Raw genomic sequence first — 22,857 nt, 5'->3', positions numbered from 1 at the left:
GAAGAGCATCTCCTGGGCGACGTGGCCCGCTTCTGCCACAGCACATTCACCGGCGCAATAAACGCAGTCGCTGGACATTCGCGAAACGGTCAGCCGCGCTTGATGAATAGCAGGGCGGCAACCAGCGATACGAAGCCGACGGCCTTGAAGCCGGCGACGATCATATGGCCGGTTTCCCAACGCAGCCGGATCGCTTCGAAATTCTCCGGAATCGGCCCAGGCACCCAGGTGGCCAGAATATCGTTCGCCGGCTTGACGAGAGCAAACCACATCGCAAGAGACACCGCATAGAGTACGGCAGCGGCCAACGCGTACCAGAACGCCGGTCGGTCATTGCGCAGCATCCAAGCGAGCAGTCCCGGACAGCCGATCGCGGCCAGGTCCAGTGGCGCGCCAATGACGGCAAACAGCTGGAACTGGGCGTTGAAGACAGTGGCCTCGCGCCAGAGAGAAGGCGACCACTTCGTCAGCCGAGGAGCCGATTCCAGGACATGGGCGAAGGATGGTCCAAGGCTGAGCGCCGCGACAACGGCGGCCAAGATGGACCAGAACAACAGGAACCCGCGTATCTCCATAACGCCCGAACAACGGGGTGACGCCGGAGACGTTCCCCGTCGGAAGGGAGTAAGGGAGTAGGGGAGTAGGGCATAAAGCAGTAAGTGAATAGGGAAAGATGGCTTGCACGAAGCCGATCCAATGGTACGACTCCCCCTACTCCCCTAACTTCCCCATCGCCTTGTACACCGCAATGCCGGCGGCGAGGTCTTCGAGGGCTGCGCCGACCGATTTGAACAGCGTGATCTCACCGGGGCTCTGCCGGCCCTTCTTCTGGTCGCGTGCCAATTCATGCAGGTCGGCGACGATGGCTTGCGCCTCCAGCACGCCCGAGGCCAGCGGCTGGACGATGTCGCCCGCTTCCTTGGTGGCGCCGGCCCGGGTGTCGACGTAGACGCGGGCGCGCGCAATCGCATCGTCGTCGCTTTCGCGCATGGCCGGCGTGAAGCCGCCGACCAGATCGACATGGGTCCCCGGCTTCAACAGCGCGCCCTTGATCAGCGGCGTGGTCGTGATCGTCGCCGACGAAACGATGTCGGCCTGGCCGAGTTCGGCGTCGAGATCGCTCGCGGCGGTGGCCGCAAAGCCCTCGGCGCGCAATTCCGCCGCAACCTTTTCTGCATTGGCGGGCGTGCGGTTCCAGATGCGGATGACGGTGATCGGCCGCACCGCGCAATGCGCCCTGGCGAGGAACGGCGACAGCGCGCCGGCGCCGACCACCAGCAGCCGCGAAGCGTCCTCGCGGGCCAGATAGGAGGCTGCCAGCGCCGAGGCGCAGGCCGTGCGCCACTGCGTCAGCCGCTGGCCGTCGATCATGGCTTCAGGCTCGCCGGTCGCACCGTCGAGCAGGAGGTAAAGCCCCATCACAGCGGGTTTGCCCACGGCGTTGTTGTCGGGCGACACGGTGACGATCTTGACGCCGATATGGCCGCCTGCCGACGAGCCGGCGGCTTTGAAGTCGGTCCAGGCCGGCATCAGGAGCAGGGTCGAGGCCGCGCCGTCGGGCCGTTCGACCGTATGGTGGTGCCTGACCGGCTGTACCGCGCCATCGCGAAAAGCCGCGCGCAGCGTTTCGACCAGGCCGGGAAAGGTCAGCGCCTGATCGACCTCGGCCGCCGAAATGCTCAGCATAAGAAACTCCGTCGAGAGAAATACGCCTGACGCATGACCGCGAAATCAGAAGCGATTTTCTGCAAAGATCATGCGCAATCAAAAATGGTACAGCGTCCTTTGCGCGCCCAAAAAGGACGCGCGGCGGTTCCGGCTCAGCCCGTCGGCTTCGGCAAGGAGGGGCCTTGTTGCGCGGCCGGTGCCCGGCTGACCGCCTGGCGCAAGTTCTCGGCCTCGACGCCGCGCTGGCGCGCCAGCTTGCGATAGCGGCCCTGCTTGATCCAGGTCGCCAGGCTGCCGACGATCATGCCGATGGCGAGGGCCAGGAACAGGAAGATGAAAAGCGGCAGCGTCATCGTCAGCGCCGGATTGCCGGGGTTGAATGGGTCCAGGGTGAAGGCAACCGGATCGCGGTTGGCGACCGCCAGCGCAATCAGAATGACGGCCAGCGGCACGAAGACCACGATGAGCATGAAACGATTGAACATAGAATTTCCTGTCGAAGGCGGGCTCTACCAAAGGCCGGGCCTCCTGAAAAGGCCGGCATGGCGCATGAGCCCGCGCGGCGCTTATTTGCCGCTGTTCAGCCTTTCACGCAATTCCTTGCCGGTCTTGAAGGACGGCACCCATTTCTCCTCGACCTCGACGGATTCGCCGGTACGCGGATTGCGGCCGGTGCGGGCGGGGCGGTTTTTCACCGAGAAAGCGCCGAAACCGCGCAGTTCGACCCGGTTGCCTTCGGCAAGCGCGTCGGTGATCTCGTCGAAAATCGCGCCGACAATGTTTTCAACGTCACGCAGGAAAAGGTGCGGGTTGCGTGTGGCGATGATCTGCACAAGTTCGGATTTGATCATGAGAAGGCTCCCCGTGAAAACACTGCGGTCAAATTATGAGGATGATTTTATTTGCTTTTTCACTCGTCTCAAGGGTGCCAGACGGAAACCAGACCGTCAAGAAACAAGCGATCGGCACCAAGTTCGTGAATGATGTCGCCGCCATAGTCGGGCAGGCCGAGCGCACTGCCGATGGTTCGTGCCATCGCCTTCGAGAACAGGAAGCCGCCGCTTTCCGCGTCCTTCCACTCCACCACCTTGAGCTTGGCGTCGATGCCCTTGGTTGCGAGCCAGTCGATCGCTTCGGTCTCGCCGCCGACCGCGTCGACCAATTTGTTGGCAACGGCCTGCCGGCCGGTGAAGATCGATCCGTCCGCCAGCGCCAGCGCCTCCGGTTTGGTCATCTTGCGGCGTTCGGCGACGATGCCGACGAACCAGTCGTAGCTGTCGAGAATGAGCTTGCGGACCATGGTGCGCTCGTCGTCATTGGTCGGCTTGAAAGGCGACGGCGAAGCTTTCAACGGCGACGATTTCACTTCCTCGAGCTTGACGCCGAGTTTGTTCATAAGGCCGCTGACGTCCGGATACTGGATCAGCACGCCTATCGAGCCGACAATCGACGATTTGCGCGCGACGATATGATCGGTCGCGGTGGCGATCATATAGCCCGCCGATGCGGCCAGCGTGCCGACCTGGGCCACCACCGGCTTCTCGGCGGCCAGCTCGCGCACTGCCTCGTAGATCGATTCGCCGCCGACGGTGGTGCCGCCAGGTGAATCGATCGCCAGGATCACAGCTTTCACCCTGGAGGATTGACGGATGGCGTCCAGCTGCTTGATCAGGTCTTCGTCTTCGGTGATGGTGCCCTCGATCTTGACCTTGGCGATATGGTCGACCGCCGCGCCAGTGAAGTCATCGCCGTAAATCCAGGTCGAAAAGGCAATCAGCCCGGCTGCTGCGACGACAAGCGCTGCAACGCGCCAGAATGTCAGCTTGCGACGCAAGCGGCGGCGGTCGATCAGGTCGTCGGCTCTCAGTACCATGGTCAGCCTCATAGTCGGTGGGGAGCAGATGCTTTTAAAGCAACCGCCCGCGCCCGGCTACCGATTCCTGACGAGCTTGCGCCAAAGACAAGCTCTCGACGCTGGCGAGCCGGCGTTTCGAGAGAACATAAAAGACCAATCCACAGCCCCTAACGCTGTCCGCCCGTATCTGGTATGACGTGCAAGTTGTGCCGGTTTCATTTTCGTTTGTGCAACAGCAACCGTCACACTTTTGCGGTTTTCCTCCGCTTGTGCTTGCTTGAGGGCGCCGGCATCCCACCTATAGGGGTGCTTGGCGGCAGGGGTTTAGAAGAAAGCAGTTATGTTAGCGCGACCGATCGAACCGACCAACACCGAGACGGAGTTGGCTTCCCCGGACGTAGGCCCGGCGCGAGTCGACGCCTTCGGCATCGCCCAGCGCCATTCGCGCCGCGTGCGTATCTTGAAGCTGGCGGTGCCGCTGGCCGCTGCCGCGATCGCGGTCGCCGTCCCGGTCTATTCCTATCTCGTGGCACCTGGCTCAATCCAGGTCCAGGCCGACGCCAGCGCGTTCGCCAACGGCAAGCTGGTGATGGCCCACCCCAAGCTCAACGGGTTCACCAAGCAGAAACTGCCCTATTCCATGACGGCTTTGCGCGCCATACAGGACGTGAGCCAGCAAGGTATCATCAATCTGGAAGGCATCGACGCCAAGCTGCCGATATCAACCGACAATGTGGCGGCCATCAATGCCCCGCACGGTAGCTTCAATCGCGATGGCAACACGATGAGCCTGACCAGCGATGTCACCATAACCACCACAGATGGCCTGGCGGCAAAGTTCAAATCGGTCTTTCTCGACATGGGCAAAGGCACTATGAAGACGAACGATCCGGTCGACGTCAGCCGTGGCGGGTCGCGGATTACCGCGGATTCGATGTTCGTCCAGGACAACGGCAAGATCGTGGTCTTCGAGAACAGAGTGCGTGTCAACATCGATCCCGCCAGCTTGAAGGCGGCAGAGGCAATGAGCGGAGAATCCAATGCGGTTCAGTAGTTCGACACGGCTCGTGGCCGCGGCTTCGGCGTTGCCGGCCGTAGGGCTGGCCGCCCTGGGGCTGGCTTTGGGGCTGGCTTTGGGGGCGGCGCCGGCTCTGGCGCAGTCCAGGACCACCAGCCAGCTGTCGGGCCTCAAACTGTCCGGCGACAAGCCCATCCAGATCGAAAGCGACAAGCTCGAGGTCCGCCAGGCGGACAGCGTCGCCGTGTTCACCGGCAATGTAAACGTCGTCCAGGGTCCGACCTTGCTCAAGGCCGGCAAGATGACGGTCTATTACGTCAAGGACCCGGACGCTGCCGCCAAGGGTGAGCAGGCCTCGGGTGCCGCGATGACCGGCTCGGCCGACATCGACCGTCTGGAGGTCGCCAACAAGGTCTATATCAAATCGGACGACCAGGTCGCCACGGGCGACAGCGGCACCTTCGACATGAAGACGGAAGTGCTGGTGCTTTCAGGCAGCAAAGTCGTGCTCTCGCAAGGCGACAATGTACTGGTCGGCTGCAAGCTGACCGTGCAGATGAAGAGCGGTCTGGCCCAGGTCGACCCCTGCGGCGGTGGACGCGTCATGATGTCGATCACGCCGCCGAAGTCGGGAGCGGCGAACCCCTGATGGTCGACGTAGCATCGCTGTTGGCGCGTCTTCCAGGACGCGCCGCCAGCAAACTTGCGGCACCGGCCGCGATTAGCCTCGATCAGGTAAAATTCAAGGGAACCCTGATCGCCAAAGGGCTGACCAAGAGCTACAAGGGCCGCAAGGTGGTCAGCGGCGTGACGATCGGCGTGCGCGCCGGTGAGGCGGTCGGGCTGCTCGGTCCCAACGGCGCCGGCAAGACCACCTGCTTCTACATGGTCACCGGCCTGGTGCCGGTCGACGAAGGCACGATCGAAATCGACGGCTTCGATGTCACCTCTATGCCTATGTACCGCCGCGCCCGCCTTGGCATCGGCTACCTTCCGCAGGAGGCGTCGATCTTTCGCGGCTTGAGCGTCGAGCAAAACATCCGTGCCGTGCTCGAAGTGGTCGAGAAGAGCCGCAAGGAACGCGAACGTATTCTCGACGAACTGCTCGAGGAGTTTCACATCAGCCATCTGCGCAAGGCCCCGTCGCTGTCGCTTTCCGGCGGCGAGCGGCGGCGCCTTGAAATCGCGCGCGCCCTGGCGACCCGCCCCGCATACATGCTGCTCGACGAGCCTTTCGCCGGCATCGATCCGATCGCCGTCGCCGACATCCAGCAACTCGTGCGCCATCTGACGGCGCGCGGCATCGGCGTGCTCATCACCGATCACAATGTCCGCGAGACGCTCGGCCTGATCGACCGCGCCTACATCATCCATGCCGGCCAGGTGTTGACCCATGGCCGGGCCGACGAAGTGGTCGCAAACCCGGATGTGCGGCGGCTTTATCTCGGTGAGGGGTTTACACTCTAAAGCGCATCGCGTTTGACCTCACGCGACGCGCTTTAGGTTGTTGTTTGGCATGTCGTCATCGCAAAACCGCTGCACACTTTTGTGCGACATGCATTAAGCGTGAAAATTTCTGTCCAGACGCGGTTTTTGACGCGAGACAGAGCTTTTTCTTCGATTTCTCGTCGGAATACGCACGGACAGGCGAGTTTTGATCGCCGTCGCCTTGACAAGCAAAAGCCGGGCCAGTTTCTATGCCGAACTCCTTCCGGCAGTCCGGATGCGTAGACAGGGCGTTTGAAACCGAACCATGGCGTTGGCGGCAAAACTACAGCTACGACAGTCCCAGTCGCTGGTGATGACGCCGCAACTCATGCAGTCGATACGGCTGCTGCAGTTCACCCACATCGAGCTGGAACGCTTCATCGACGACGAGATCGAGCGCAATCCTTTGCTCGAGCGCGCCGAGCCGCAAGACGATGCCGTCAGCGACCAGGCGCAGAAGATCGATGCCGCACCGGAAACGGCCACCGCCGGCGACTGGTTCGAGAAGGAAACGGCGTGGAGCGCCGAGGCGATCTCGGAAAAGCTCGATACTTCGCTGGAAAACCTGTTTCCAGACGACCCCGGTACCAGCGAGCGGCTCGGTCCCGACCTGACGGCCCAGTGGAAATCGGCATCCGGCAACGGTTCCGCATCCTCTTCCGACGGTTTTGACGTCGGAGACATGGCGGCCGGAGCCATCACGCTGCGCGAGCATGTCGCCGAGCAGGTCGCGCTTGCCTTCGCCGACCCGGCAGCACGCCTGATCGCCAGCGAACTGGCCGATGGCCTCGACGAGGCCGGCTACATGCGCGCCGACATGGCTGAGATCGCCACCCGTCTCGGCACCGACAGAGCGGCGGTGGCAAATGCGCTCGCGGTCTGCCAGACATTCGAGCCCACCGGCCTCTTTGCCCGCGACCTTGCCGAATGCCTGTCGCTGCAGCTTGCCGTCCGCGACCGTCTCGACCCTGCGATGAAGGCTTTGATTGCCAATCTCGAACTCCTGGCCCGGCGCGATTTCCAGACCCTGAAACGGATTTGTGGGGTCGATGAGGAGGATCTGCTCGACATGCTGGCCGAGATACGTGCGCTCGATCCGCGCCCGGGGATGGCGTTTTCGGGCGGCGCCAGCGACGCGATCATCGCCGATGTCGAAGTGCGTGCGGCCAATGACGGGAGCTGGGTGATCGAACTCAACCCCGAAACGCTGCCGCGCGTGCTGGTCGACCATATCTATTTCGCTCGGGTTTCGCCGCATGCGAAAAATCAGACGGAAAAGGACTTCCTGGCGGAGTGCCTGCAAAACGCCAATTGGCTGACGCGCAGCCTCGATCAGCGGGCGAAGACTATCCTCAAGGTTGCCTCAGAAATCGTGCGCCAGCAGGACGCCTTCCTCGTCCATGGCGTGCGTCACCTGAGGCCGCTCAACCTGCGCACGGTGGCCGACGCCATCGGCATGCACGAATCGACCGTCAGCCGGGTCACCGCCAACAAATACATGCTGACGCCGCGCGGCGTGTTCGAACTGCGCTATTTCTTCACCGCCTCGATCGCTTCGTCGGGTGGCGGTGACGCGCATTCGTCTGAAGCGGTGCGCGACCGCATCAAGCAGTTGATCGACGAGGAGAAACCTACCGACGTGCTTTCCGACGACGCGATTGTGGATATGTTGCGGGAAAGCGGCGTCGATATCGCCAGGCGCACGGTCGCCAAGTATCGGGAGGGCATGAATATTCCCTCGTCGGTGCAGCGGCGGCGTGAAAAACGCGCTTTGGCCAGCGCCGGACGCTGATCTCTGACTGAATTTTCGACAGCTTTCGCACTTCATTGACAAGCCGCAATGAAGTGGCTAGAAGCCCGCCCGCATGGGACGGGCTACTGCCCGCATGCGGATGGTCCGTCACGACGTTGGCCACGGGACGGTCAAGAAGGCGGCTTGTGATCAATCGGAAAAGTTCGGATTTAAAATCGGCGCAAGTGACGCCGCAAAGCTTGTGCGCTCAGACCACGGGTATAAACTCGGGACAGTTTGAAGCCTGAGCAAGGAAGGTCAGTATTCAGATGACGCTGCGCATATCAGGAAAACACATGGATATCGGCGATGCGTTCCGTACGCGCATCAACGACCGTGTCGGAGAGGTGATCGGGAAATATTTCGATCGGGGCTTTTCTGGGCAAATTGTAGTCGTCAAATCGGGATCGCGCTACACGGCCGATTGCATGATCCGGCTGGATTCCGGCGCTTCGCTGCAGGCGACCGGTGAAGCGCAGGACCCGACGCTCGCTTTCGAGGCGGCGGCGGATCGCCTCGAGACCCGCCTTCGCCGCTACAAGCGTCGGCTGAAGTCGCATAATTCAGGCAACGCCAATGGCGAACCCACCGACGTCGCCTATACGGTGATGGCGCCGCTTGCCGACGATGACGAGGAAATGCCGGAGAATTTCGCGCCAGCCATCGTCGCCGAATCAACCATGACGCTGCGGACCATGTCGGTGGCGTCAGCCGTGATCGAACTCGACACCAAGGACAGCCCGGTCCTCGTCTTCCGCAACGCCGGAAACGAGCATCTCAATATCGTCTATCGTCGGCCGGACGGAAACATCGGCTGGATCGACCCGTCTACGACCAAGGTCGCGCAGGGCTAACGGCCAAGGCCGCACTGGGCTGACGGCCAAGGCCGCACTGGGATAAGGCACCAGCCGCACGCGAGAGTGAGGGCTGGCGACGGCAGGCGAACAAGGGATTTCAAGTATGGACCTGAGCGATCTTATCAACGTTCCGGCAATCTTGCCGGCGTTGAAGGCGAACTCCAAGAAGCAACTGCTGCAAATGCTGTCCGAAAGGGCGGCGGCGATTGCCGGCATTCCGGAACGGGAGGTGTTCGACACCATCCTGCAGCGTGAACGGCTGGGCTCGACCGGTGTCGGCAACGGCATTGCCATTCCGCATGGCAAGCTGGCCGGGGTGAAGCGGATCGCCGGGGTTTTCGCCCGGCTGGAGACGCCGGTCGATTTCGAGGCGCTGGACGACCAGCCGGTCGATCTGGTGTTCCTGCTTTTGGCGCCCGAAGGCGCCGGCGCCGACCATCTCAAGGCGCTGTCGCGCATTGCGCGGGTGCTGCGCGACGCCGACACGGTGGCCAAGATCAGGGGCACCCGCGACGCCGCCGCGATCCATGCGCTTTTATCGGATACACAAGCCTCGCACGCGGCCTGAGTTTTTTCGATCAGTTCGGTTAAAGGGCCGCCGCGAGCGGCCCTGTCCGTTCTAACCAGATCGCTGCGCCGTCTTGTTAGTGGATCGCGACTTAGTGGATCGCGACGGGGGTCAGGTCGTTTTCCAGGGCGCCGGCCAGCGCCCGCTCGCGAGCGTCGGAAAGCAGGATCGGCTGGCCGTTGGCGGCAAACAGGGCCCACAGTTCCAGCCCGGGCGCGATTTCGCCGAGGCCCGGGAAACGGCCGCGCAGATCGTCGCTCGAGATTTTCCTGAGATAGGCGACCGAGCCTTCGCCGAGATGGGCGAACTCGCCGCTGGTCATGATAAGATTTTCGTCAGTTCTGGTCATTTAAGCCTCCGTGCTGCGAGGACCCCGTTCAAGGCCGCCTCGCATGAGAGCAATCGGTAAAAATCAGTCTTTCACCGATATGTTTATTTTCCGTACCAGCCGTTCGGACTCGGGCCGATCGAGATCGATCGACAAAAGACCGTTCTTCAGCTCAGCCGCGATCACCCGCATGCCGTCGGCCAGCACGAAACAGCGCTGGAACTGGCGCGCGGCAATGCCGCGGTGCAGAAATTCGCGCTCGGTGTCATCGTTCTGACGGCCGCGCACGACCAACTGGTTCTCCTCCGTGGTCACATCGAGATCGTTTTCGGCGAAACCGGCGACAGCGAGTGTGATACGCAGCCTTTCGGCCTTGCCGTCGGCACCGCTGAGGCGCTCGATGTTGTAGGGAGGGTAGCTGTCACCTGACTTCGCCAGACGCTCCAGGGTCTTTTCCATGGCGTCGAAACCCAGGAGAAGCGGGCTGGAAAAAGGCGTCATTCGACTCATGTTACACTGTCCTCTCAAGAGCGACATAAAGCGGAAAAACCCGGATGGCATTTTTCCCGATGGTCTTGATATGGTCCGCCCGGCGGTCGAGTTCAAGCCGTCAAAAGCCCCGCCCAAAAAGACTCCCTAAACAAGGAATTGAAATGCCCCAATCTCGCAAGATCATCATCGACACGGATCCCGGCCAGGATGATGCCGTCGCCATATTGCTGGCGCTCGGCAGCGCCGAGCTGGAGATCGTCGGCATGACCGCCGTCGCCGGCAACGTGCCGCTGAGACTCACCGAAAAGAATGCACGCAAGATCTGCGAGCTGGCCGGCCGGCCTGACATCAAGGTCTATGCCGGCGCCATCCGGCCGCTGGCGCGCGAACTGGTAACCGCCGAGGAGGTGCACGGCGAGACCGGGCTCAACGGACCGCAATTGCCCGAACCAACCATGGAGCTGCAGGCCCAGTACGCAGTCGATTTCATCGTCGAGACGCTGATGAAGGAAGAGAGCGGCACGATCACCCTGTGCGCACTCGGCCCGCTCACCAACATAGCGCTGGCGCTGATCCGCGAGCCGAACATTGCGCCGCGCATCAAGGAAATCGTGCTGATGGGCGGCGGCTTCTTCGAAGGCGGCAACGTCACCCCGACCTCCGAATTCAACATCTATGTCGACCCGCATGCCGCCGATGTCGTATTCAAATCCGGCATTCCGATCGTCATGATGCCGCTCGACGTCACCCACAAGGCGCTGACCACGGCCAAGCGCACCCAAGCCTACCGCAAGCTCGGCACCAGGGTCGGCACGGCCACGGCGGAGATGCTGGAATTCTTCGAACGATTCGACGAAGAGAAATACGGCACCGACGGCGGTCCGCTGCATGACCCTTGCGTCATCGCCTATCTATTGAAACCCGAGCTGTTCAGGGGCCGCAACTGCAACGTCGCTGTGGAAACCGCCTCGGAACTCACCATGGGCATGACCGTGATCGACTGGTGGGGCGTGACCAAACGGCCGAGCAACGCCATGGTGATGCGCGACATCGACCACGATGCGTTGTTCGCGCTGCTGCTGGAAAGGCTGGGCCGGCTTTAGGGCCGCTTCCTTCTCCCCTTGTGGGGCCTTGTGGCCCGAAGGGCGGGCGAGGCCCGTGACTCGCCCCGGGCGGGGGATCGGCGTGCAGCGCCGAGACGGTTGAGGGTGTTGGCCGGAGCGCTGTTGGTGCCAAGCTGGAACACCCCTCATCCGGCCGCGGAGCCTGTCCTCGGGCTTGCCGGAGGCAAGACCCGTGGGCGGCTACCTTCTCCCACGAGGGGAGAAGGAAAAGAGTGCCGCTCACTTCGCCTTTGAAAACGCCAGCCACAGCCCGCCGCCGACCAGAAAGCTGCCGCTTATCCGCGACAGCAGCTTGACGCGGCCGGCCGAAAGCAGGCGTCCGGCGCGGCCGGCGGCCAGCGCGTAGGTCGAATCCGATACGGCGGCAAAGATCATGGCGGTGAGACCCATGACGCCGATCTGCAACCCATAGTTGCCGTCAGGGGCGATGAACTGCGGAAAGAAGGCGCCGAAGAACACCAGCGTCTTGGGATTGCTGATCGCCACCAGCAGGCCCTGCAGGAAGAAGCCGCCGCGCGGTGTCTTTACCGATCCGTCGGCGTTCAGCTTGCCCTTGGAGCGGAACATCTGCACACCCATCCAGATCAGATACGCGGCACCGATCAGCCTGACCCATTCGAACCAATGGCCCATTCCCGCGATCAGCGAGGTCAATCCGATGCCGACAATGGCGATCATGATCGCCAGTCCGGCCTGTGTGCCAGCGACGTTGGCGAGGCCGGCGCGAGAGCCATGGCGGATGCTGTTGGCGATGATCAGCGTGACCGTCGGTCCGGGTACCAGGATGATGACAAGGCAGGCGACGAGATAGGTGGCATAGAGTTCCAGCGACATGGTTTCCTCAACAGTATGCGGCTTTGCGACACGGCTGACCGCGATCAATGCATGACAGTAACGCGGCTGCAAGCCGGCAGGAGATGTCGCCGGCAACCTTGACCTGGATTATTTTAGGCTCCAGCCAGCCACGGCAGCGTCGTCTCGTAGGCTGCCGCCGCTCTCAGCACGGCCATGTCACCGCGCGGCCGCCCGATCAATTGCATGCCCATCGGCCTGCCGCTGCCATCGAAGCCGGCCGGTACACTGACCGCCGGGCAGCCGCCCAGCGTGGCGAGCGCTGACACCTGCATCCAGCGGTGATAGCTGTCCATGGCACGCCCGGCCACTTGGGTCGGCCAGTGGGTGAGCACATCGAAGGGAAAAACCTGGGCGGTTGGCAGCGCGATCAGGTCGAAGCGGTCGAAGAGTGACAGCAACGTTCGATGCCAGGACGAGCGCCTCACCGTGGCGGCGTGGATCTGCGGCGCCGTGAGTTGCAGCGCCTGTTCCACCTCCCACACGGCCTCCGGCTTCAGAAGAGCGCGTTTCAAGGGATCGTCGTAATGCGCCTTGAGCGCACAACCGCTGCTCGCCTGGCGCAGCGTCACGAAGGCCTGCCACAGCGCTTCGAAATCGAAATCCGGCACCAGCGCTTCGGTCTGAAAGGATGCCGCGGCGATCCGGCCGAGAGCGGCCTCGCAAAGACTAAGGATGCCGGGTTCGACCGGCAGATGACCACCGAGATCGCCGAGCCAGGCGATGCGGCCGCCGGCCGTCGGCGTTTGCAGTCCCTGCAGGAAGCAGCCCTGTTTGTGATGCGAGAGCGGCGCGCGAGGGTCGTAGCCAGCCTGCTCGTCGAGCAGCAACGCCATGTCGCGAACGTTGCGGCCCATCGGCCCTTCGACGCCCATCTGGGCGTGGAAGACGTCAAGCTCGGGGCCGGCCGGGACAAGTCCCTGCGACGGACGGAAGCCATAGACGTTGTTGTAGGCGGCCGGGCTGCGCAGCGAGCCGCCAAAGTCGCTGCCATCGGCGACAGGCACCATGTCGAGCGCCAGTGCGACCGCCGCGCCGCCGCTCGAACCGCCGGCGGTCAAGGCCGGGTCGAAAGCATTGAGTGTCGAACCGAACACCGTGTTGTAGGTGTTGGAGCCCAGGCCGAATTCGGGAACGTTGGTCTTGCCGATGATGATGGCGCCGGCCTTGCGGATGCGCTCGACGAAGAAATCGTCTTCCTGCGGCACGAAATCGGCGAAGATCGGCGAGCCGAAGCTGGTCCTGAGGCCCTTGGTCTGCGCGAGATCCTTGATGGCGATCGGCAGACCGAACAGCGGTCCGGCATGCCCAGCATGCGCCAGATGGGCGTCTGCCCTGTCGGCCTCGCGCAAGATGTCGGCACGGTCGCGCAGCGAGACGATGGCGTTGACCAGCGGGTTTACCGCGTCGATCCGGTCGAGGAATGCCGTCGCCACCTCGCGCACCGACAACCGCCTGCGCCCGATCGCCTCGGCAAGATCCACGGCGGACAGGCGGCAGATATTGCCGGCAGGCGGCACGGCGTGTTTTGTGGCCGGACGCATGGCTCTCACCTGGCTGGCGTGTTTTGGAGCGCCGCCTCGACGTCCTTCGCTAGTGGGATCGCCGGCTGGGCGCCGGGCTTCAGGCAAGCGAGCGAACCAGCGGCTGCAGCACGGGCGAGCGCCTGGTCGAGCGGCAGGCCCGATGACAGCCCGGCGGCGAAATAGCCGCAGAACGTGTCGCCAGCGCCGACCGTATCGACCGGAGTGATGTTAAACGCCGGAACCATCAGGAGATCGGCTGGCGTGGCGGCCAGAACGCCGTCACCGCCGAGCGTGACGACTATTGTGCGACCGGTCGTCCCCGCGAAATCGCGCATCCGCGCCGGGCGATCGCGGCCGCTCAGCGACAGCGCCTCGCCATAGAGGTCGAATTCGGTTTCGTTGGCGACGACATAATCGGCCTTGCCGAGGAAGGCGGCCGCCTCTGCGCGGAACGGTGCCGTGTTGAGCACGGTAACCGCGCCTGCCGCCCGTGCTGCGTCCAGTGCTGCATCGACAGTCTGCAGCGGGATCTCCTGCTGCAGGAGCACGACATCGCCCTTCTTCATGAAAGCCTTGGAGAGGTCGCCTGTGACGACCGAATCATTGGCGCCCGGCACCACCGCAATGACATTCTCGCCGTCGTCGGCGACCATGATCAAGGCCGTGCCGGTCGAGGCGAAGGTTTCACCGACACCGGACAGGTCGATCTTGCCGTCCCGCAACAGCGCCAGCGCTTCGGTGGCGAAATTGTCCTTGCCGACCGCGCCGACCATGCGCACCTTGGCGCCGGCACGCGCGGCGGCCAGCGCCTGGTTGGCGCCCTTGCCGCCGGGTGCGGTGGCGAAACCGGAGCCACGGACCGTCTCGCCCGGTGCGGGCAAGCGGTCGACATTGGCGATAAGGTCGAGGTTGATCGAGCCGACAACGATTATCAAGTGGTGCCTCCCTGCTGACTGCGGGAAGCTACTCCGTAAGGCCGCCGCTTGCCAGACCGCGCGATCTAATCGCGTCAGGTTTGAACGCGCTTCTCAGCGCAACTCCAGGCGTCGGCGGTGCCGACATCGACAATTGGCGCGCGATTTCAGGATCCGACCTGTCCCGCTTCCCAGCCAAGGATGGCGCGTTTGCGCGTCAGGCCCCAGTGGTAGCCTGTGAGCGCGCCGGACTTGCCGAGAGCCCGGTGGCACGGCACCACGAAGGACATCGGATTGGCGCCGACCGCGGCACCCACCGCCCGGCTGGCGCTCGGTGCGCCGATGCCGGCGGCGATCGAGGAATAGGTGCAGGCCTTGCCCATCGGGATGCGCAGCAGGGCCTCCCAGACGCGGACCTGGAAGTCGGTGCCGATCAAGACGACGCGCAGCGGCTGGTCGGCGCGCCACAGTGCCGGGTCGAAGATGCGCGCCGCATAGGGCGCCGTCGCGGCCATGTCCTCGACATAGTTTGCGTTCGGCCAGCGGCCGGACATGTCGGCAAAGGCTGCGCGCTCGTCGCCGGCATCGCTGAAGGCGAGGCCGGCAAGCCCACGATCTGTGACCATAATCAGGGCGATGCCGAAAGGCGAGATATGATAGCCGCAGCGGATCGTCAGCCCGGCGCCGCGCGTCTTGTAGTCGCCCGGCGACATCGCCTCGTGGGTGACGAAAAGGTCGTGCAACCGGCCGGGGCCTGACATGCCGACCTCGAAAGAAGCCTCGAGCAGCGGCATGCCGGAATCGAGCAGTTTGCGCGCATGGTCGAGCGTGACCGCCTGCAGAAACGCCTTGGGCGACAGGCCGGCCCAGCGAGTGAAGAGCTTCTGCAACCCGGTCGGTGTCTCGCCGACTTCCTCCGCCAATATCTCGAGCGACGGCTGGTCACGATAGTCAAGGCTGATCTTCTCGATCGCGCGCCGAACAACTTCGTAGTCACCGCCTTCGGGTGTGATGTCTTTCTTCAGAATAGCTGTCTGTGCGTTCATCGGGCCATCTCCTTGATCGTGAATATCGTCCTTCGCGGCTCCGATCACCACCCGAAACTTGCCTTCTCGTCATGTGCATCCAGATAGATCTGGCTTGAGGAAGGAGCCGACGAGGGTTGGCAAAAAGGTGCATTCCAGCAGGGAGAAGTAGACGCTGCCGATTACCGTTCTTGGCCGATTGCCGGTTTATGAGGCACCGCAGAACCGGTTCGCGAACGAGGCGGTTCGCTCACATTCAGCGCGCTTTCGCGGTCGCCAGGGCGCGCGAAAAGGCTGACGCAAAGCTCTCGCGGTCATCGGGATTGAGGAAGCCGCCGATCGGCACATTCTGGCCTTGTGCTTCCACCGCCATCCTGGTGATGCCGATTTCGGCGTGGCGGGCGACCGAAAAACGCGCCCAAAACGGATTGAAGCGATGTGCTTCCGATTTGCCTGATGGCGCGGTCTTGCGGATATCGAGGCTGGTGCGCGAGACCGACACTTCCTCACGGGCGCGGGCGGCACGATAATTGGCGCGAAAGGCGATGTAGACGGCGATGACGTCGAGACCCAGGAAGCCGAACACCGGCCAGGCGCCGCGCGACAGGAAAAACGCTCCGGTGACCAACGAGCCGAACAGCAGAGCGCCCATCAGGATGGCAAAGCCGGTTTTGCCCAGCGAGCGATGCGGTATCAGCAACGCCTGGAAGAATGGCTCGTCGGCCTGATATGAGGCGTTTGTGTCGCTCATGCCGGGATATTATAGGAAAGGGATGACGAGCCCCAAGTCCAAAAATTCCGCTACACCCAAAAATGAACTGCTCCCCGGCCGACGCGACGGTGCGAACGCCAAACCGCGTGCCCGGCCGGTGCGGTCCGATTCGCGCTACAGCCCGGCCGAAGTGCACGAGATTTTCCGACGCTTTTCCGTTCAGCGGCCCGAGCCGAAGGGCGAGCTCGAACACATCAACGCCTTCACGCTGCTGGTGGCGGTGGTGCTTTCGGCACAGGCGACCGATGTCGGGGTCAACAAGGCGACGCGGGCGCTGTTCAAGGTCGCCGACACGCCGCAAAAGATGCTGGCTCTCGGCGAAACCAAGGTCGGCGACTATATCCGCACCGTTGGGCTCTGGCGCAACAAGGCCAAGAACGTCATCGCGCTGTCGGAGGCGCTGATCCGCGATCATGGTGGCGAGGTGCCCGACGACCGCGATCAATTGGTCAAGCTGCCGGGCGTCGGGCGCAAGACCGCCAATGTCGTGCTCAACATGGCCTTCGGCCAGCACACCATGGCGGTCGACACGCATATCTTTCGCATCGGCAACCGGCTGCGGCTGGCGCCCGGCAAGACGCCGGAACAGGTCGAGCAGGGGCTGTTGAGGATCATTCCGGACGAATACATGCGCCATGCGCATCACTGGCTGATCCTGCATGGCCGCTATGTCTGCAAGGCGCGCAAACCGGATTGCCCGATCTGTGTCATCGCCGACATCTGCAAGGCCGAGGAGAAGACGAATGATGTTCCGGCGCCGCTGGTCGAAATTGCGCCGCTCGAACCGGTAAGCGAAATTCAGTAGCCGTAGCCGCGCGCCATCGCCGCGGCAAAGACCGGGATCAGCAGGAAGATCAAGGCTTCGGCGCGGACATAAGTTCGAACGGATGCAAGTTGTGCCGCCGGCACTTGAAAGCCGGGACTGGCCGAGGCCTGCCTGCTCCAGGACGCAAAGCGGACCGTCGGGACGATCGACAGCAGGCCGACGGTGACGAAGGCCACCATCTTTGCCCAGAACGCCCAGTTGTAGACGTAGAATTCCCAACCCTTCAGGCCGTAGATGACGCGTCCGATGCCGACAACGATGATCAGCATGGCGATGATGCCATAATGGCGATCGATGCCGACAAGCCGCCGAAGCGTCGCGGCGGGCAGATCGCCGCGGATCAGGACAAATTCGGCGCCGATGATGCCGGCCAGTGAAAACACCAGCAGATGATGAAAGATGGCAAGCAGAAGATCGGTGGTATCCATGCCCTTTTCCCTCCGTCGGACGGCACAGCGGACGTGAATCAATTCATGCGAAGGGTAGCATCGTTCGGCAAGATTGCCATGCCGGAGCTGGAGTTCGCGACTACGTTGACGTCAAATCCTGACAGCCTAAATTTTGACCATGTCCAGACTGAAACGCGCCTTGAACCCAATGCCGGACGACATCCGAACCGCTTTGACAAAGCAGGGTTTGATGGCGGCCTATGATGACAGACCGGATTATCAGAAGAACGACTATCTCGGCTGGATCGCTCGTGCCAAACGCCCCGAGACAAGACACAAGCGGCTCGACCAGATGCTGGACGAATTGAAGCGTGGCGGCGTCTACATGAACATGCCGTGGCGCGGCTGAAATCGCGCTTGTCAGGTCACAGTTTCCCGCGGTCGAAGCGCCTCGACCTCGTTTCTCGCGCTGGAAGATGATCTGCCCTGTCCTGGCTCTTGTTGGACATTTGGGCGACATGCATGAGGCACCGGCAAAGAAACACTTTGAATTTGCGCATGATCGTTTCGGAGGCGGTTTTTCGGCGATCATGCGCCGCGAGGCAGAGTTATGGGAAATCCAGGAGCAGCCAGTGCACCGGTCATCGAGACGAAGCGAACCATCTTGCGGCCACACCAGCTCGATGATTTCGATGCCTATGTTGCCATGTGGGCCGATCCGGACGTCACCCGCTTCATCGGCGGCAAGCCGCGCACGCGCGAGGAAAGCTGGATGCGCTTCCTGCGTCATGCCGGCCTGTGGTCGCTGCTGGGCTACGGCTTCTGGGCGATCGAGGACAAGGCATCCGGCCGTTTCATCGGCGAGGCCGGTTTCCACGATCTGAAGCGCGACATGGTGCCGTCGATCGAAGGCGTTCCTGAAGCCGGTTGGGCGCTGGCCCCGAGCGCACATGGCCAAGGGTTCGCCAGCGAAGTCGTCGGACGGGCTCTCGCCTGGGGCGACGAGGCATTCGGGCGTGCAAGGACTGTCTGCATCATCGATCCGGAAAACTCCGCTTCGCTGAGCGTCGCGGCCAAATGCGGCTACAGCGAAGTGTTGCGGACCACCTATCACGACGACGCGACGATCCTGCTGGAACGGCAGCCCTAGGGGGTTGCGGCCTGTCATCCGGTGGTTCTGATCGGGCCGAATCGAGGCTTTCTAGGCCTGCCGCTTCAGCACCGGGCCTTCCGCTTCGGCCTTTAGGGCCGCCTGTTCGAGCATCGAGGCGTCTTCGCCGAAAGCGCGGGTGGCGCGCGCGGCCGCCTCGATCAGCGGATTTTTCATGCGCTGCAGAAAGGCCGCGTCGACGCGCGTGCTCGGGCCGGACAGCGTCAACGCACCGAGCAGGATGTGCCCCGGCCCGAACACTGGTGCCGAGACGCCCGCCGTCTCGGGGTCGCGATCGCCGACCGACAAACAATGGTAGGTTTTGCGGATCGTCTCGTATGGTTCGCCCTGCTGACCGGAAAACGCCGCAAGCACGCGGCCGCCTGTGCCGGCCAGCAGGGGCAGCACGTCGCCTTCCCGGATGGTGTAGCGGATGGGATGCTTGGACTCGACGCGGTAAAGACAGGTGCGCACGTCGCCCGAACGGACATAGAAAGCGACGCTTTCCCAGCTTCGCTCGGCCAGATCGCGCATGATCGGCAGCAGGATGTCGATCGCCACCACCGAACGCTGGTATAGGGCGCCCAGCCGAAAGGTGGCAGGGCCGACACGGTAGCGGCCGTCGTCGAGACGCTCCAGCAATTGCCCGCGCAGCAACGAGTTCGCCAGCCTCAGGATCGTGCTCTTGTAGAGGCCGGTGCGCGCCGCGATTTCGGCCAGGCTGAGCGAGTGCTCGGCAGCAGCGAAAGCGTCGAGGATGGCGATCGCACGATCGAGCGCGGCAACGCCGTTGGTCGACGCAGGCTTGGATTGTGTTACGGTTGTCCGCTTGACCACGTCGTTGCGTTCCCAGTTGGACAGAAGGGCCGATCGGAACAATTGTGCCGCATCCGGAAAGTTCTGTCCAGCAGAATGCCATTCCGGTTGACAGAACGATGCAAAGACTGCATGAATTTTTGTCGAGCGGGTCTGAATTCAGGCTACGTTGCTGGCAGGCACCGGAGGAGGTGTCGTGATTGGAGGAACCCCATGCTGAACAGACGCAGATTTTTAACGAGCACCGCCGCTGCCGGCGCCGCCGGTTTCGCAGCGTTGCATCTCTCGCCCGCTTTCGCGCAGGACGCACCGCAGATCCAGATCTTTGTGCCGGCAGCGCCCGGCGGCGGCTGGGACCAGACGGCGCGCACGATGGACCAGGTGCTGCGCAGTGAGAGGCTGATCTCCGGTTCGCAGATCACCAATGTCGGCGGCGCCGGCGGCACAGTCGGCCTGCCGCAATTCATCAGCCAGTGGAACGGCAAGGGCAATTCGCTGATGGTTGCCGGCATGGTCATGGTTGGCGCCATCATCGCCAACAAATCGGCCAATAATCTCACCGAGGTCACGCCGATCGCCCGCCTCACCGGCGAATTCGAGGCGCTGGTGGTGCCGGCGGCTTCGCCGTTCAAGACAGCAGCGGATTTCGTCGCCGCCCTCAAGGCCGATCCGACCAAAGTGCCGGTGGCTGGCGGTTCGGCCGGCGGCTCGGACCACATATTGTTCGGCCTTATCGCCAAGACGGCCGGTGTTCCGGCAGCCAACCTCTCCTACGTGCCGTTCGCCGGCGGCGGCGAGGCATTGTCGGCGCTTCTCGGCAACCAGGTCGCGGCCGGCATCTCCGGCTACGGCGAGTTCTCCGAACAGGTCAAGGCAGGCGCGCTTCGGCTGCTTGCCATTTCCGCGGACAAGCGCCAGGAAGGCATCGACGCACCGACGATGAAGGAAGCCGGCATCGATGTTGAACTGTTCAACTGGCGCGGCGTCTTCGCACCGCCGGGCGTTTCCGACGCCGACAAGGCGGCGATGATCACGCTGGTCGAGACGATGGCCAAAAGCGAAGCCTGGGCCACCGAATGCAAAAACCGCAACTGGACGCAGATCCTGCTCACCGGCGACGACTACGCGAAATTTCTCACCGAAGACACGGCTAGGATCGCAGCCATCCTCAAGGACCTCGGCCTTGCCTGATGTCCCCGGAGAGGGGCGGTCTGCACTGCCCCTTTCCGATGTTCGCCAGCCGCATGGACATACGATCCGGCGCGAGTGAAACTGCGATGAGGTCGGCCGTGGGAGACCGGCTATCCAGGGAGGATGATCATGAGCACCAGCGACCAGCAGGCGGCGCGGCCGCGCCTTGCCGTGCCCGAATTGCTGATCGGCATCGGGCTTCTTGCCTGCGCCGGCGCAGTGGCCTGGCAGACTCTGTCGATTCCGGTGTCGCCGCTCTACTCCAAGGTCGGCCCGACCGTCTTCCCCTACATCACCATGGTCGGCATGACGATCCTTTCCCTGCTGCTGATCGTCGCCGCACTGCGGGGCGGCTGGCAGCCGGAAGAAGAAAAGGAAACCCCGACCGACTGGAAGGCGATGGGCATCGTCGCCGTCGGACTGGTCGCGAATCTTGTTCTGATCCAGCCGCTTGGCTTCACCGCAGCCTCGGTGATCATGTTCGTTCTCATCTGCCACGGATTCGGCAGCAGACATCCGCTCCGTGACGTGCTGCTCGGCCTGATCCTGGCGCTTGCCGCCTATTTCGGCTTCGCCAGGGCGCTCGGCGTCAACATCGGCGCCGGCTTCATCGAGAACCAGCTGAACACGGGTCTCGATTCGATTATCCGTATGTTGAGAGGCTGAAGCCATGGAAACGCTTGGCCATCTCGCGCACGGATTTTCGGTCGCTTTCACGCCGGTCAATCTCATGTGGTGCCTGCTCGGTACGACACTGGGGACAGCGATCGGTGTGCTGCCCGGCCTCGGACCGGCACTGACCATCGCGCTGCTTTTGCCGATCACCTACCAGGTGGCGCCGGAAGCGTCCTTCATCCTGTTTGCCGGCATCTATTACGGCGCCATGTATGGCGGTTCGACGACATCGATCCTGCTCAACACGCCGGGTGAAAGCGCGACCATCGTCACTGCGCTGGAAGGCAACAGGATGGCCCGTTCCGGCCGCGGCGGCGCGGCACTTGCCACTTCGGCGATCGGCTCCTTCGTCGCCGGTACACTCGGCACGCTGGGCGTCGCCTTCCTGGCCCCGGTCGTCGTCAAATTCGCCCTGTCTTTCGGCCCGGCCGAATATTTCTCGCTGATGGTGCTGGCCTTCATCACGGTTTCGGCGGTGCTCGGCTCGTCGTCGGTTCGTGGCCTGACCAGCCTGTTCATCGGCTTCGTCATCGGCATGATCGGCGTCGACCTGCAGACCGGGCAACCGCGCTTCACCTTCGGCATGAGCCAATTGCTCGATGGCGTCGACGTGATCGTCGTCGCCGTCGGCCTCTTTGCGGTCGGCGAGACGTTCTACATGGCCTCGCGCCGCTATGCCGGCAAGGACGAGATCGTGCCGCTGAAGGGCTCGCTCTATATGACGGCGGCCGAATGGGCACGCTCGTGGAAGGCTTGGCTGCGCGGCGCCCTGCTCGGCTTCCCGATCGGCGCGCTGCCGGCCGGCGGCGCCGAAATCCCGACCTTTCTGTCCTATGCAATCGAGAAAAAGCTCTCCAAACACAAGGAGGAGTTCGGCACAGTCGGCGCCATCGAAGGCGTTGCCGGGCCGGAAGCCGCCAACAACGCATCGGCCGCCGGCGTGCTGGTGCCGATGCTGACGCTTGGGTTGCCGACCTCGGCGACGGCCGCGATCATGCTGTCGGCCTTCCAAAGCTATGGCATCAATCCCGGGCCGATGCTGTTCATGACGCAGGCCAATCTGGTCTGGGGGCTGATCGCCAGCCTGTTCATCGCCAACATCATTCTCGTCATCCTCAACCTGCCGCTGATCGGGTTGTGGGTGCGGCTGCTGAAAATCCCGGCGCCGCAGCTCTATGCCGGCATCCTGGTGTTCGCCACGGTCGGCACCTACGGTATTTCTCAATCGCCGACCGACCTCGTGATCCTCTATCTGCTCGGCGGGGCCGGGTTCCTGATGCGGCGCTTCGATTTTCCAACGGCGCCGGTCATCATCGGCATGATCCTCTGGCCGCTCGCCGAAACGCAGTTCCGCCGCGCGATGACCATCTCGAACGGCGACTGGTCGGTGTTCTACAAACATCCGCTGTCGCTGACACTGCTGACGCTGGCGTTCATCGGGCTGATCGGGCCGCATGTCTACGCTTACATCGAACGCCGCCGCATGCGTGGACCGGAACACGTGCCGGGCGATGCCTGACCTGATTGTGAC

27 protein-coding genes are annotated in these 22,857 nt (G+C 63.0%); 13 read left to right on the top strand and 14 right to left on the bottom strand.

What is annotated here, in order from left to right; all coding sequences use genetic code 11:
• Positions 1-89 precede the first annotated feature (89 nt).
• The 5 genes from AC0L3O_RS14415 to sppA form a co-directional block, all read right to left on the bottom strand.
• Positions 90-575, bottom strand: coding sequence for a DUF1772 domain-containing protein (locus AC0L3O_RS14415; RefSeq protein WP_287064736.1), 486 nt, complete (start codon positions 573-575; stop codon positions 90-92).
• 136 nt (positions 576-711) lie between these two features.
• On the bottom strand, positions 712-1,686 hold the full coding sequence (gene lhpI / locus AC0L3O_RS14410) for a bifunctional Delta(1)-pyrroline-2-carboxylate/Delta(1)-piperideine-2-carboxylate reductase (protein WP_473535408.1): 975 nt from the start codon (positions 1,684-1,686) through the stop codon (positions 712-714).
• A gap of 134 nt (positions 1,687-1,820) precedes the next feature.
• Complete coding sequence (locus AC0L3O_RS14405; RefSeq protein ID WP_027153064.1) at positions 1,821-2,153, bottom strand: LapA family protein; 333 nt, start codon at positions 2,151-2,153, stop codon at positions 1,821-1,823.
• An 81-nt stretch (positions 2,154-2,234) separates the two neighbouring features.
• Complete coding sequence (locus AC0L3O_RS14400) at positions 2,235-2,519, bottom strand: integration host factor subunit beta (protein ID WP_473535407.1); 285 nt, start codon at positions 2,517-2,519, stop codon at positions 2,235-2,237.
• A 68-nt stretch (positions 2,520-2,587) separates the two neighbouring features.
• On the bottom strand, positions 2,588-3,541 hold the full coding sequence (gene sppA / locus AC0L3O_RS14395) for a signal peptide peptidase SppA (RefSeq protein ID WP_128171126.1): 954 nt from the start codon (positions 3,539-3,541) through the stop codon (positions 2,588-2,590).
• A gap of 322 nt (positions 3,542-3,863) precedes the next feature.
• On the opposite strand from sppA, the gene lptC reads away from it, so the two are divergent.
• The 6 genes from lptC (at position 3,864) to ptsN (ending at position 9,246) form a co-directional block, all read left to right on the top strand.
• Positions 3,864-4,577, top strand: coding sequence for an LPS export ABC transporter periplasmic protein LptC (lptC, locus tag AC0L3O_RS14390; RefSeq protein ID WP_128247354.1), 714 nt, complete (start codon positions 3,864-3,866; stop codon positions 4,575-4,577).
• Positions 4,564-5,190, top strand: coding sequence for an LptA/OstA family protein (locus AC0L3O_RS14385; protein ID WP_128173492.1), 627 nt, complete (start codon positions 4,564-4,566; stop codon positions 5,188-5,190). Before lptC ends, AC0L3O_RS14385 begins: the two co-directional genes overlap by 14 nt.
• Positions 5,190-6,008, top strand: coding sequence for an LPS export ABC transporter ATP-binding protein (gene lptB, locus AC0L3O_RS14380; RefSeq protein ID WP_287230420.1), 819 nt, complete (start codon positions 5,190-5,192; stop codon positions 6,006-6,008). The genes AC0L3O_RS14385 and lptB overlap by 1 nt, the downstream gene beginning before the upstream one ends.
• Before the next feature lie 286 nt (positions 6,009-6,294).
• Entirely contained in the window at positions 6,295-7,821 is a 1,527-nt protein-coding gene (rpoN, locus tag AC0L3O_RS14375; RefSeq protein WP_128173493.1) for an RNA polymerase factor sigma-54, read from the top strand.
• A 269-nt stretch (positions 7,822-8,090) separates the two neighbouring features.
• On the top strand, positions 8,091-8,675 hold the full coding sequence (gene hpf / locus AC0L3O_RS14370; RefSeq protein WP_023797447.1) for a ribosome hibernation-promoting factor, HPF/YfiA family: 585 nt from the start codon (positions 8,091-8,093) through the stop codon (positions 8,673-8,675).
• A gap of 106 nt (positions 8,676-8,781) precedes the next feature.
• Positions 8,782-9,246 carry a PTS IIA-like nitrogen regulatory protein PtsN gene (gene ptsN, locus AC0L3O_RS14365; RefSeq protein WP_023797448.1) on the top strand — a complete coding sequence of 155 codons (465 nt, stop codon included), beginning with the start codon at positions 8,782-8,784 and terminating at the stop codon, positions 9,244-9,246.
• Between the two features lie 91 nt (positions 9,247-9,337).
• On the opposite strand, the gene AC0L3O_RS14360 is transcribed toward ptsN, so the two are convergent.
• A complete protein-coding gene (locus AC0L3O_RS14360) occupies positions 9,338-9,595 on the bottom strand; it encodes a BQ00720 family protein (RefSeq protein WP_023797449.1) in 258 nt (85 codons plus the stop codon).
• A 63-nt stretch (positions 9,596-9,658) separates the two neighbouring features.
• Entirely contained in the window at positions 9,659-10,084 is a 426-nt protein-coding gene (locus AC0L3O_RS14355; protein WP_023797450.1) for an Hsp20 family protein, read from the bottom strand.
• A gap of 143 nt (positions 10,085-10,227) precedes the next feature.
• On the opposite strand from AC0L3O_RS14355, the gene AC0L3O_RS14350 reads away from it, so the two are divergent.
• Positions 10,228-11,169: a nucleoside hydrolase gene (locus AC0L3O_RS14350; protein WP_023797452.1), complete on the top strand. Its 942-nt coding sequence runs from the start codon at positions 10,228-10,230 to the stop codon at positions 11,167-11,169.
• 240 nt (positions 11,170-11,409) lie between these two features.
• On the opposite strand, the gene AC0L3O_RS14345 is transcribed toward AC0L3O_RS14350, so the two are convergent.
• The 5 genes from AC0L3O_RS14345 to AC0L3O_RS14325 all read right to left on the bottom strand — a co-directional run bounded on the left by AC0L3O_RS14345 (position 11,410) and on the right by AC0L3O_RS14325 (position 16,258).
• Positions 11,410-12,024 carry a LysE family translocator gene (locus tag AC0L3O_RS14345; protein WP_128173494.1) on the bottom strand — a complete coding sequence of 205 codons (615 nt, stop codon included), beginning with the start codon at positions 12,022-12,024 and terminating at the stop codon, positions 11,410-11,412.
• A 113-nt stretch (positions 12,025-12,137) separates the two neighbouring features.
• Positions 12,138-13,586 (bottom strand): amidase, encoded by a 1,449-nt coding sequence (locus AC0L3O_RS14340; protein WP_473535405.1) that lies wholly within the window; start codon positions 13,584-13,586, stop codon positions 12,138-12,140.
• A 5-nt stretch (positions 13,587-13,591) separates the two neighbouring features.
• Complete coding sequence (locus AC0L3O_RS14335; protein ID WP_473532022.1) at positions 13,592-14,503, bottom strand: ribokinase; 912 nt, start codon at positions 14,501-14,503, stop codon at positions 13,592-13,594.
• A 146-nt stretch (positions 14,504-14,649) separates the two neighbouring features.
• The gene (locus AC0L3O_RS14330) at positions 14,650-15,528 is read right to left on the bottom strand and encodes a methylated-DNA--[protein]-cysteine S-methyltransferase (RefSeq protein ID WP_473535404.1); all 879 of its coding nucleotides are present in this window, start codon (positions 15,526-15,528) and stop codon (positions 14,650-14,652) included.
• 235 nt (positions 15,529-15,763) lie between these two features.
• Positions 15,764-16,258, bottom strand: coding sequence for a DUF2244 domain-containing protein (locus AC0L3O_RS14325; protein WP_023797457.1), 495 nt, complete (start codon positions 16,256-16,258; stop codon positions 15,764-15,766).
• Between the two features lie 22 nt (positions 16,259-16,280).
• Here AC0L3O_RS14325 and nth point away from each other — a divergent pair, with 22 nt between their 5' ends.
• Positions 16,281-17,084 (top strand): endonuclease III, encoded by an 804-nt coding sequence (gene nth, locus AC0L3O_RS14320; protein ID WP_473535403.1) that lies wholly within the window; start codon positions 16,281-16,283, stop codon positions 17,082-17,084.
• Here nth and AC0L3O_RS14315 read toward each other — a convergent pair.
• Complete coding sequence (locus tag AC0L3O_RS14315; protein ID WP_128169894.1) at positions 17,078-17,533, bottom strand: DUF2214 family protein; 456 nt, start codon at positions 17,531-17,533, stop codon at positions 17,078-17,080. The genes nth and AC0L3O_RS14315 overlap by 7 nt on opposite strands.
• Positions 17,534-17,672: 139 nt before the next feature.
• Between AC0L3O_RS14315 and AC0L3O_RS14310 the strand changes: the two genes are divergently transcribed.
• Both AC0L3O_RS14310 and AC0L3O_RS14305 read left to right on the top strand, forming a co-directional pair.
• On the top strand, positions 17,673-17,903 hold the full coding sequence (locus AC0L3O_RS14310; RefSeq protein WP_287319468.1) for a YdeI/OmpD-associated family protein: 231 nt from the start codon (positions 17,673-17,675) through the stop codon (positions 17,901-17,903).
• 201 nt (positions 17,904-18,104) lie between these two features.
• Entirely contained in the window at positions 18,105-18,644 is a 540-nt protein-coding gene (locus tag AC0L3O_RS14305; protein WP_128169895.1) for a GNAT family N-acetyltransferase, read from the top strand.
• Positions 18,645-18,695: 51 nt separating this feature from the next.
• On the opposite strand, the gene AC0L3O_RS14300 is transcribed toward AC0L3O_RS14305, so the two are convergent.
• Complete coding sequence (locus AC0L3O_RS14300; RefSeq protein ID WP_128169896.1) at positions 18,696-19,481, bottom strand: IclR family transcriptional regulator; 786 nt, start codon at positions 19,479-19,481, stop codon at positions 18,696-18,698.
• Between the two features lie 192 nt (positions 19,482-19,673).
• Between AC0L3O_RS14300 and AC0L3O_RS14295 the strand changes: the two genes are divergently transcribed.
• The 3 genes from AC0L3O_RS14295 (at position 19,674) to AC0L3O_RS14285 (ending at position 22,845) form a co-directional block, all read left to right on the top strand.
• Positions 19,674-20,651, top strand: coding sequence for a Bug family tripartite tricarboxylate transporter substrate binding protein (locus AC0L3O_RS14295; protein WP_473532021.1), 978 nt, complete (start codon positions 19,674-19,676; stop codon positions 20,649-20,651).
• 129 nt (positions 20,652-20,780) lie between these two features.
• Positions 20,781-21,317: a tripartite tricarboxylate transporter TctB family protein gene (locus AC0L3O_RS14290; RefSeq protein WP_023797463.1), complete on the top strand. Its 537-nt coding sequence runs from the start codon at positions 20,781-20,783 to the stop codon at positions 21,315-21,317.
• 4 nt (positions 21,318-21,321) lie between these two features.
• Positions 21,322-22,845, top strand: coding sequence for a tripartite tricarboxylate transporter permease (locus AC0L3O_RS14285; protein WP_091595598.1), 1,524 nt, complete (start codon positions 21,322-21,324; stop codon positions 22,843-22,845).
• The last annotated feature ends 12 nt before the right edge of the window (positions 22,846-22,857 follow it).

This window comes from Mesorhizobium sp. WSM4810 (assembly GCF_055811235.1).
This window is presented reverse-complemented; position numbering and strand designations above follow the sequence as displayed.

Excerpts from the sequence above, each read along its gene's own strand:
- AC0L3O_RS14415 (WP_287064736.1), bottom strand. The coding sequence starts at position 575 with ATGGAGATACGCGGGTTCCTGTTGTTCTGGTCCATCTTGGCCGCCGTT.
- lhpI (WP_473535408.1), bottom strand. The coding sequence starts at position 1,686 with ATGCTGAGCATTTCGGCGGCCGAGGTCGATCAGGCGCTGACCTTTCCC.
- AC0L3O_RS14405 (WP_027153064.1), bottom strand. The coding sequence starts at position 2,153 with ATGTTCAATCGTTTCATGCTCATCGTGGTCTTCGTGCCGCTGGCCGTC.
- AC0L3O_RS14400 (WP_473535407.1), bottom strand. The coding sequence starts at position 2,519 with ATGATCAAATCCGAACTTGTGCAGATCATCGCCACACGCAACCCGCAC.
- sppA (WP_128171126.1), bottom strand. The coding sequence starts at position 3,541 with ATGGTACTGAGAGCCGACGACCTGATCGACCGCCGCCGCTTGCGTCGC.
- lptC (WP_128247354.1), top strand. The coding sequence starts at position 3,864 with ATGTTAGCGCGACCGATCGAACCGACCAACACCGAGACGGAGTTGGCT.
- AC0L3O_RS14385 (WP_128173492.1), top strand. The coding sequence starts at position 4,564 with ATGCGGTTCAGTAGTTCGACACGGCTCGTGGCCGCGGCTTCGGCGTTG.
- lptB (WP_287230420.1), top strand. The coding sequence starts at position 5,190 with ATGGTCGACGTAGCATCGCTGTTGGCGCGTCTTCCAGGACGCGCCGCC.
- rpoN (WP_128173493.1), top strand. The coding sequence starts at position 6,295 with ATGGCGTTGGCGGCAAAACTACAGCTACGACAGTCCCAGTCGCTGGTG.
- hpf (WP_023797447.1), top strand. The coding sequence starts at position 8,091 with ATGACGCTGCGCATATCAGGAAAACACATGGATATCGGCGATGCGTTC.
- ptsN (WP_023797448.1), top strand. The coding sequence starts at position 8,782 with ATGGACCTGAGCGATCTTATCAACGTTCCGGCAATCTTGCCGGCGTTG.
- AC0L3O_RS14360 (WP_023797449.1), bottom strand. The coding sequence starts at position 9,595 with ATGACCAGAACTGACGAAAATCTTATCATGACCAGCGGCGAGTTCGCC.
- AC0L3O_RS14355 (WP_023797450.1), bottom strand. The coding sequence starts at position 10,084 with ATGAGTCGAATGACGCCTTTTTCCAGCCCGCTTCTCCTGGGTTTCGAC.
- AC0L3O_RS14350 (WP_023797452.1), top strand. The coding sequence starts at position 10,228 with ATGCCCCAATCTCGCAAGATCATCATCGACACGGATCCCGGCCAGGAT.
- AC0L3O_RS14345 (WP_128173494.1), bottom strand. The coding sequence starts at position 12,024 with ATGTCGCTGGAACTCTATGCCACCTATCTCGTCGCCTGCCTTGTCATC.
- AC0L3O_RS14340 (WP_473535405.1), bottom strand. The coding sequence starts at position 13,586 with ATGCGTCCGGCCACAAAACACGCCGTGCCGCCTGCCGGCAATATCTGC.
- AC0L3O_RS14330 (WP_473535404.1), bottom strand. The coding sequence starts at position 15,528 with ATGAACGCACAGACAGCTATTCTGAAGAAAGACATCACACCCGAAGGC.
- AC0L3O_RS14325 (WP_023797457.1), bottom strand. The coding sequence starts at position 16,258 with ATGAGCGACACAAACGCCTCATATCAGGCCGACGAGCCATTCTTCCAG.
- nth (WP_473535403.1), top strand. The coding sequence starts at position 16,281 with ATGACGAGCCCCAAGTCCAAAAATTCCGCTACACCCAAAAATGAACTG.
- AC0L3O_RS14315 (WP_128169894.1), bottom strand. The coding sequence starts at position 17,533 with ATGGATACCACCGATCTTCTGCTTGCCATCTTTCATCATCTGCTGGTG.
- AC0L3O_RS14310 (WP_287319468.1), top strand. The coding sequence starts at position 17,673 with ATGTCCAGACTGAAACGCGCCTTGAACCCAATGCCGGACGACATCCGA.
- AC0L3O_RS14305 (WP_128169895.1), top strand. The coding sequence starts at position 18,105 with ATGGGAAATCCAGGAGCAGCCAGTGCACCGGTCATCGAGACGAAGCGA.
- AC0L3O_RS14295 (WP_473532021.1), top strand. The coding sequence starts at position 19,674 with ATGCTGAACAGACGCAGATTTTTAACGAGCACCGCCGCTGCCGGCGCC.
- AC0L3O_RS14290 (WP_023797463.1), top strand. The coding sequence starts at position 20,781 with ATGAGCACCAGCGACCAGCAGGCGGCGCGGCCGCGCCTTGCCGTGCCC.
- AC0L3O_RS14285 (WP_091595598.1), top strand. The coding sequence starts at position 21,322 with ATGGAAACGCTTGGCCATCTCGCGCACGGATTTTCGGTCGCTTTCACG.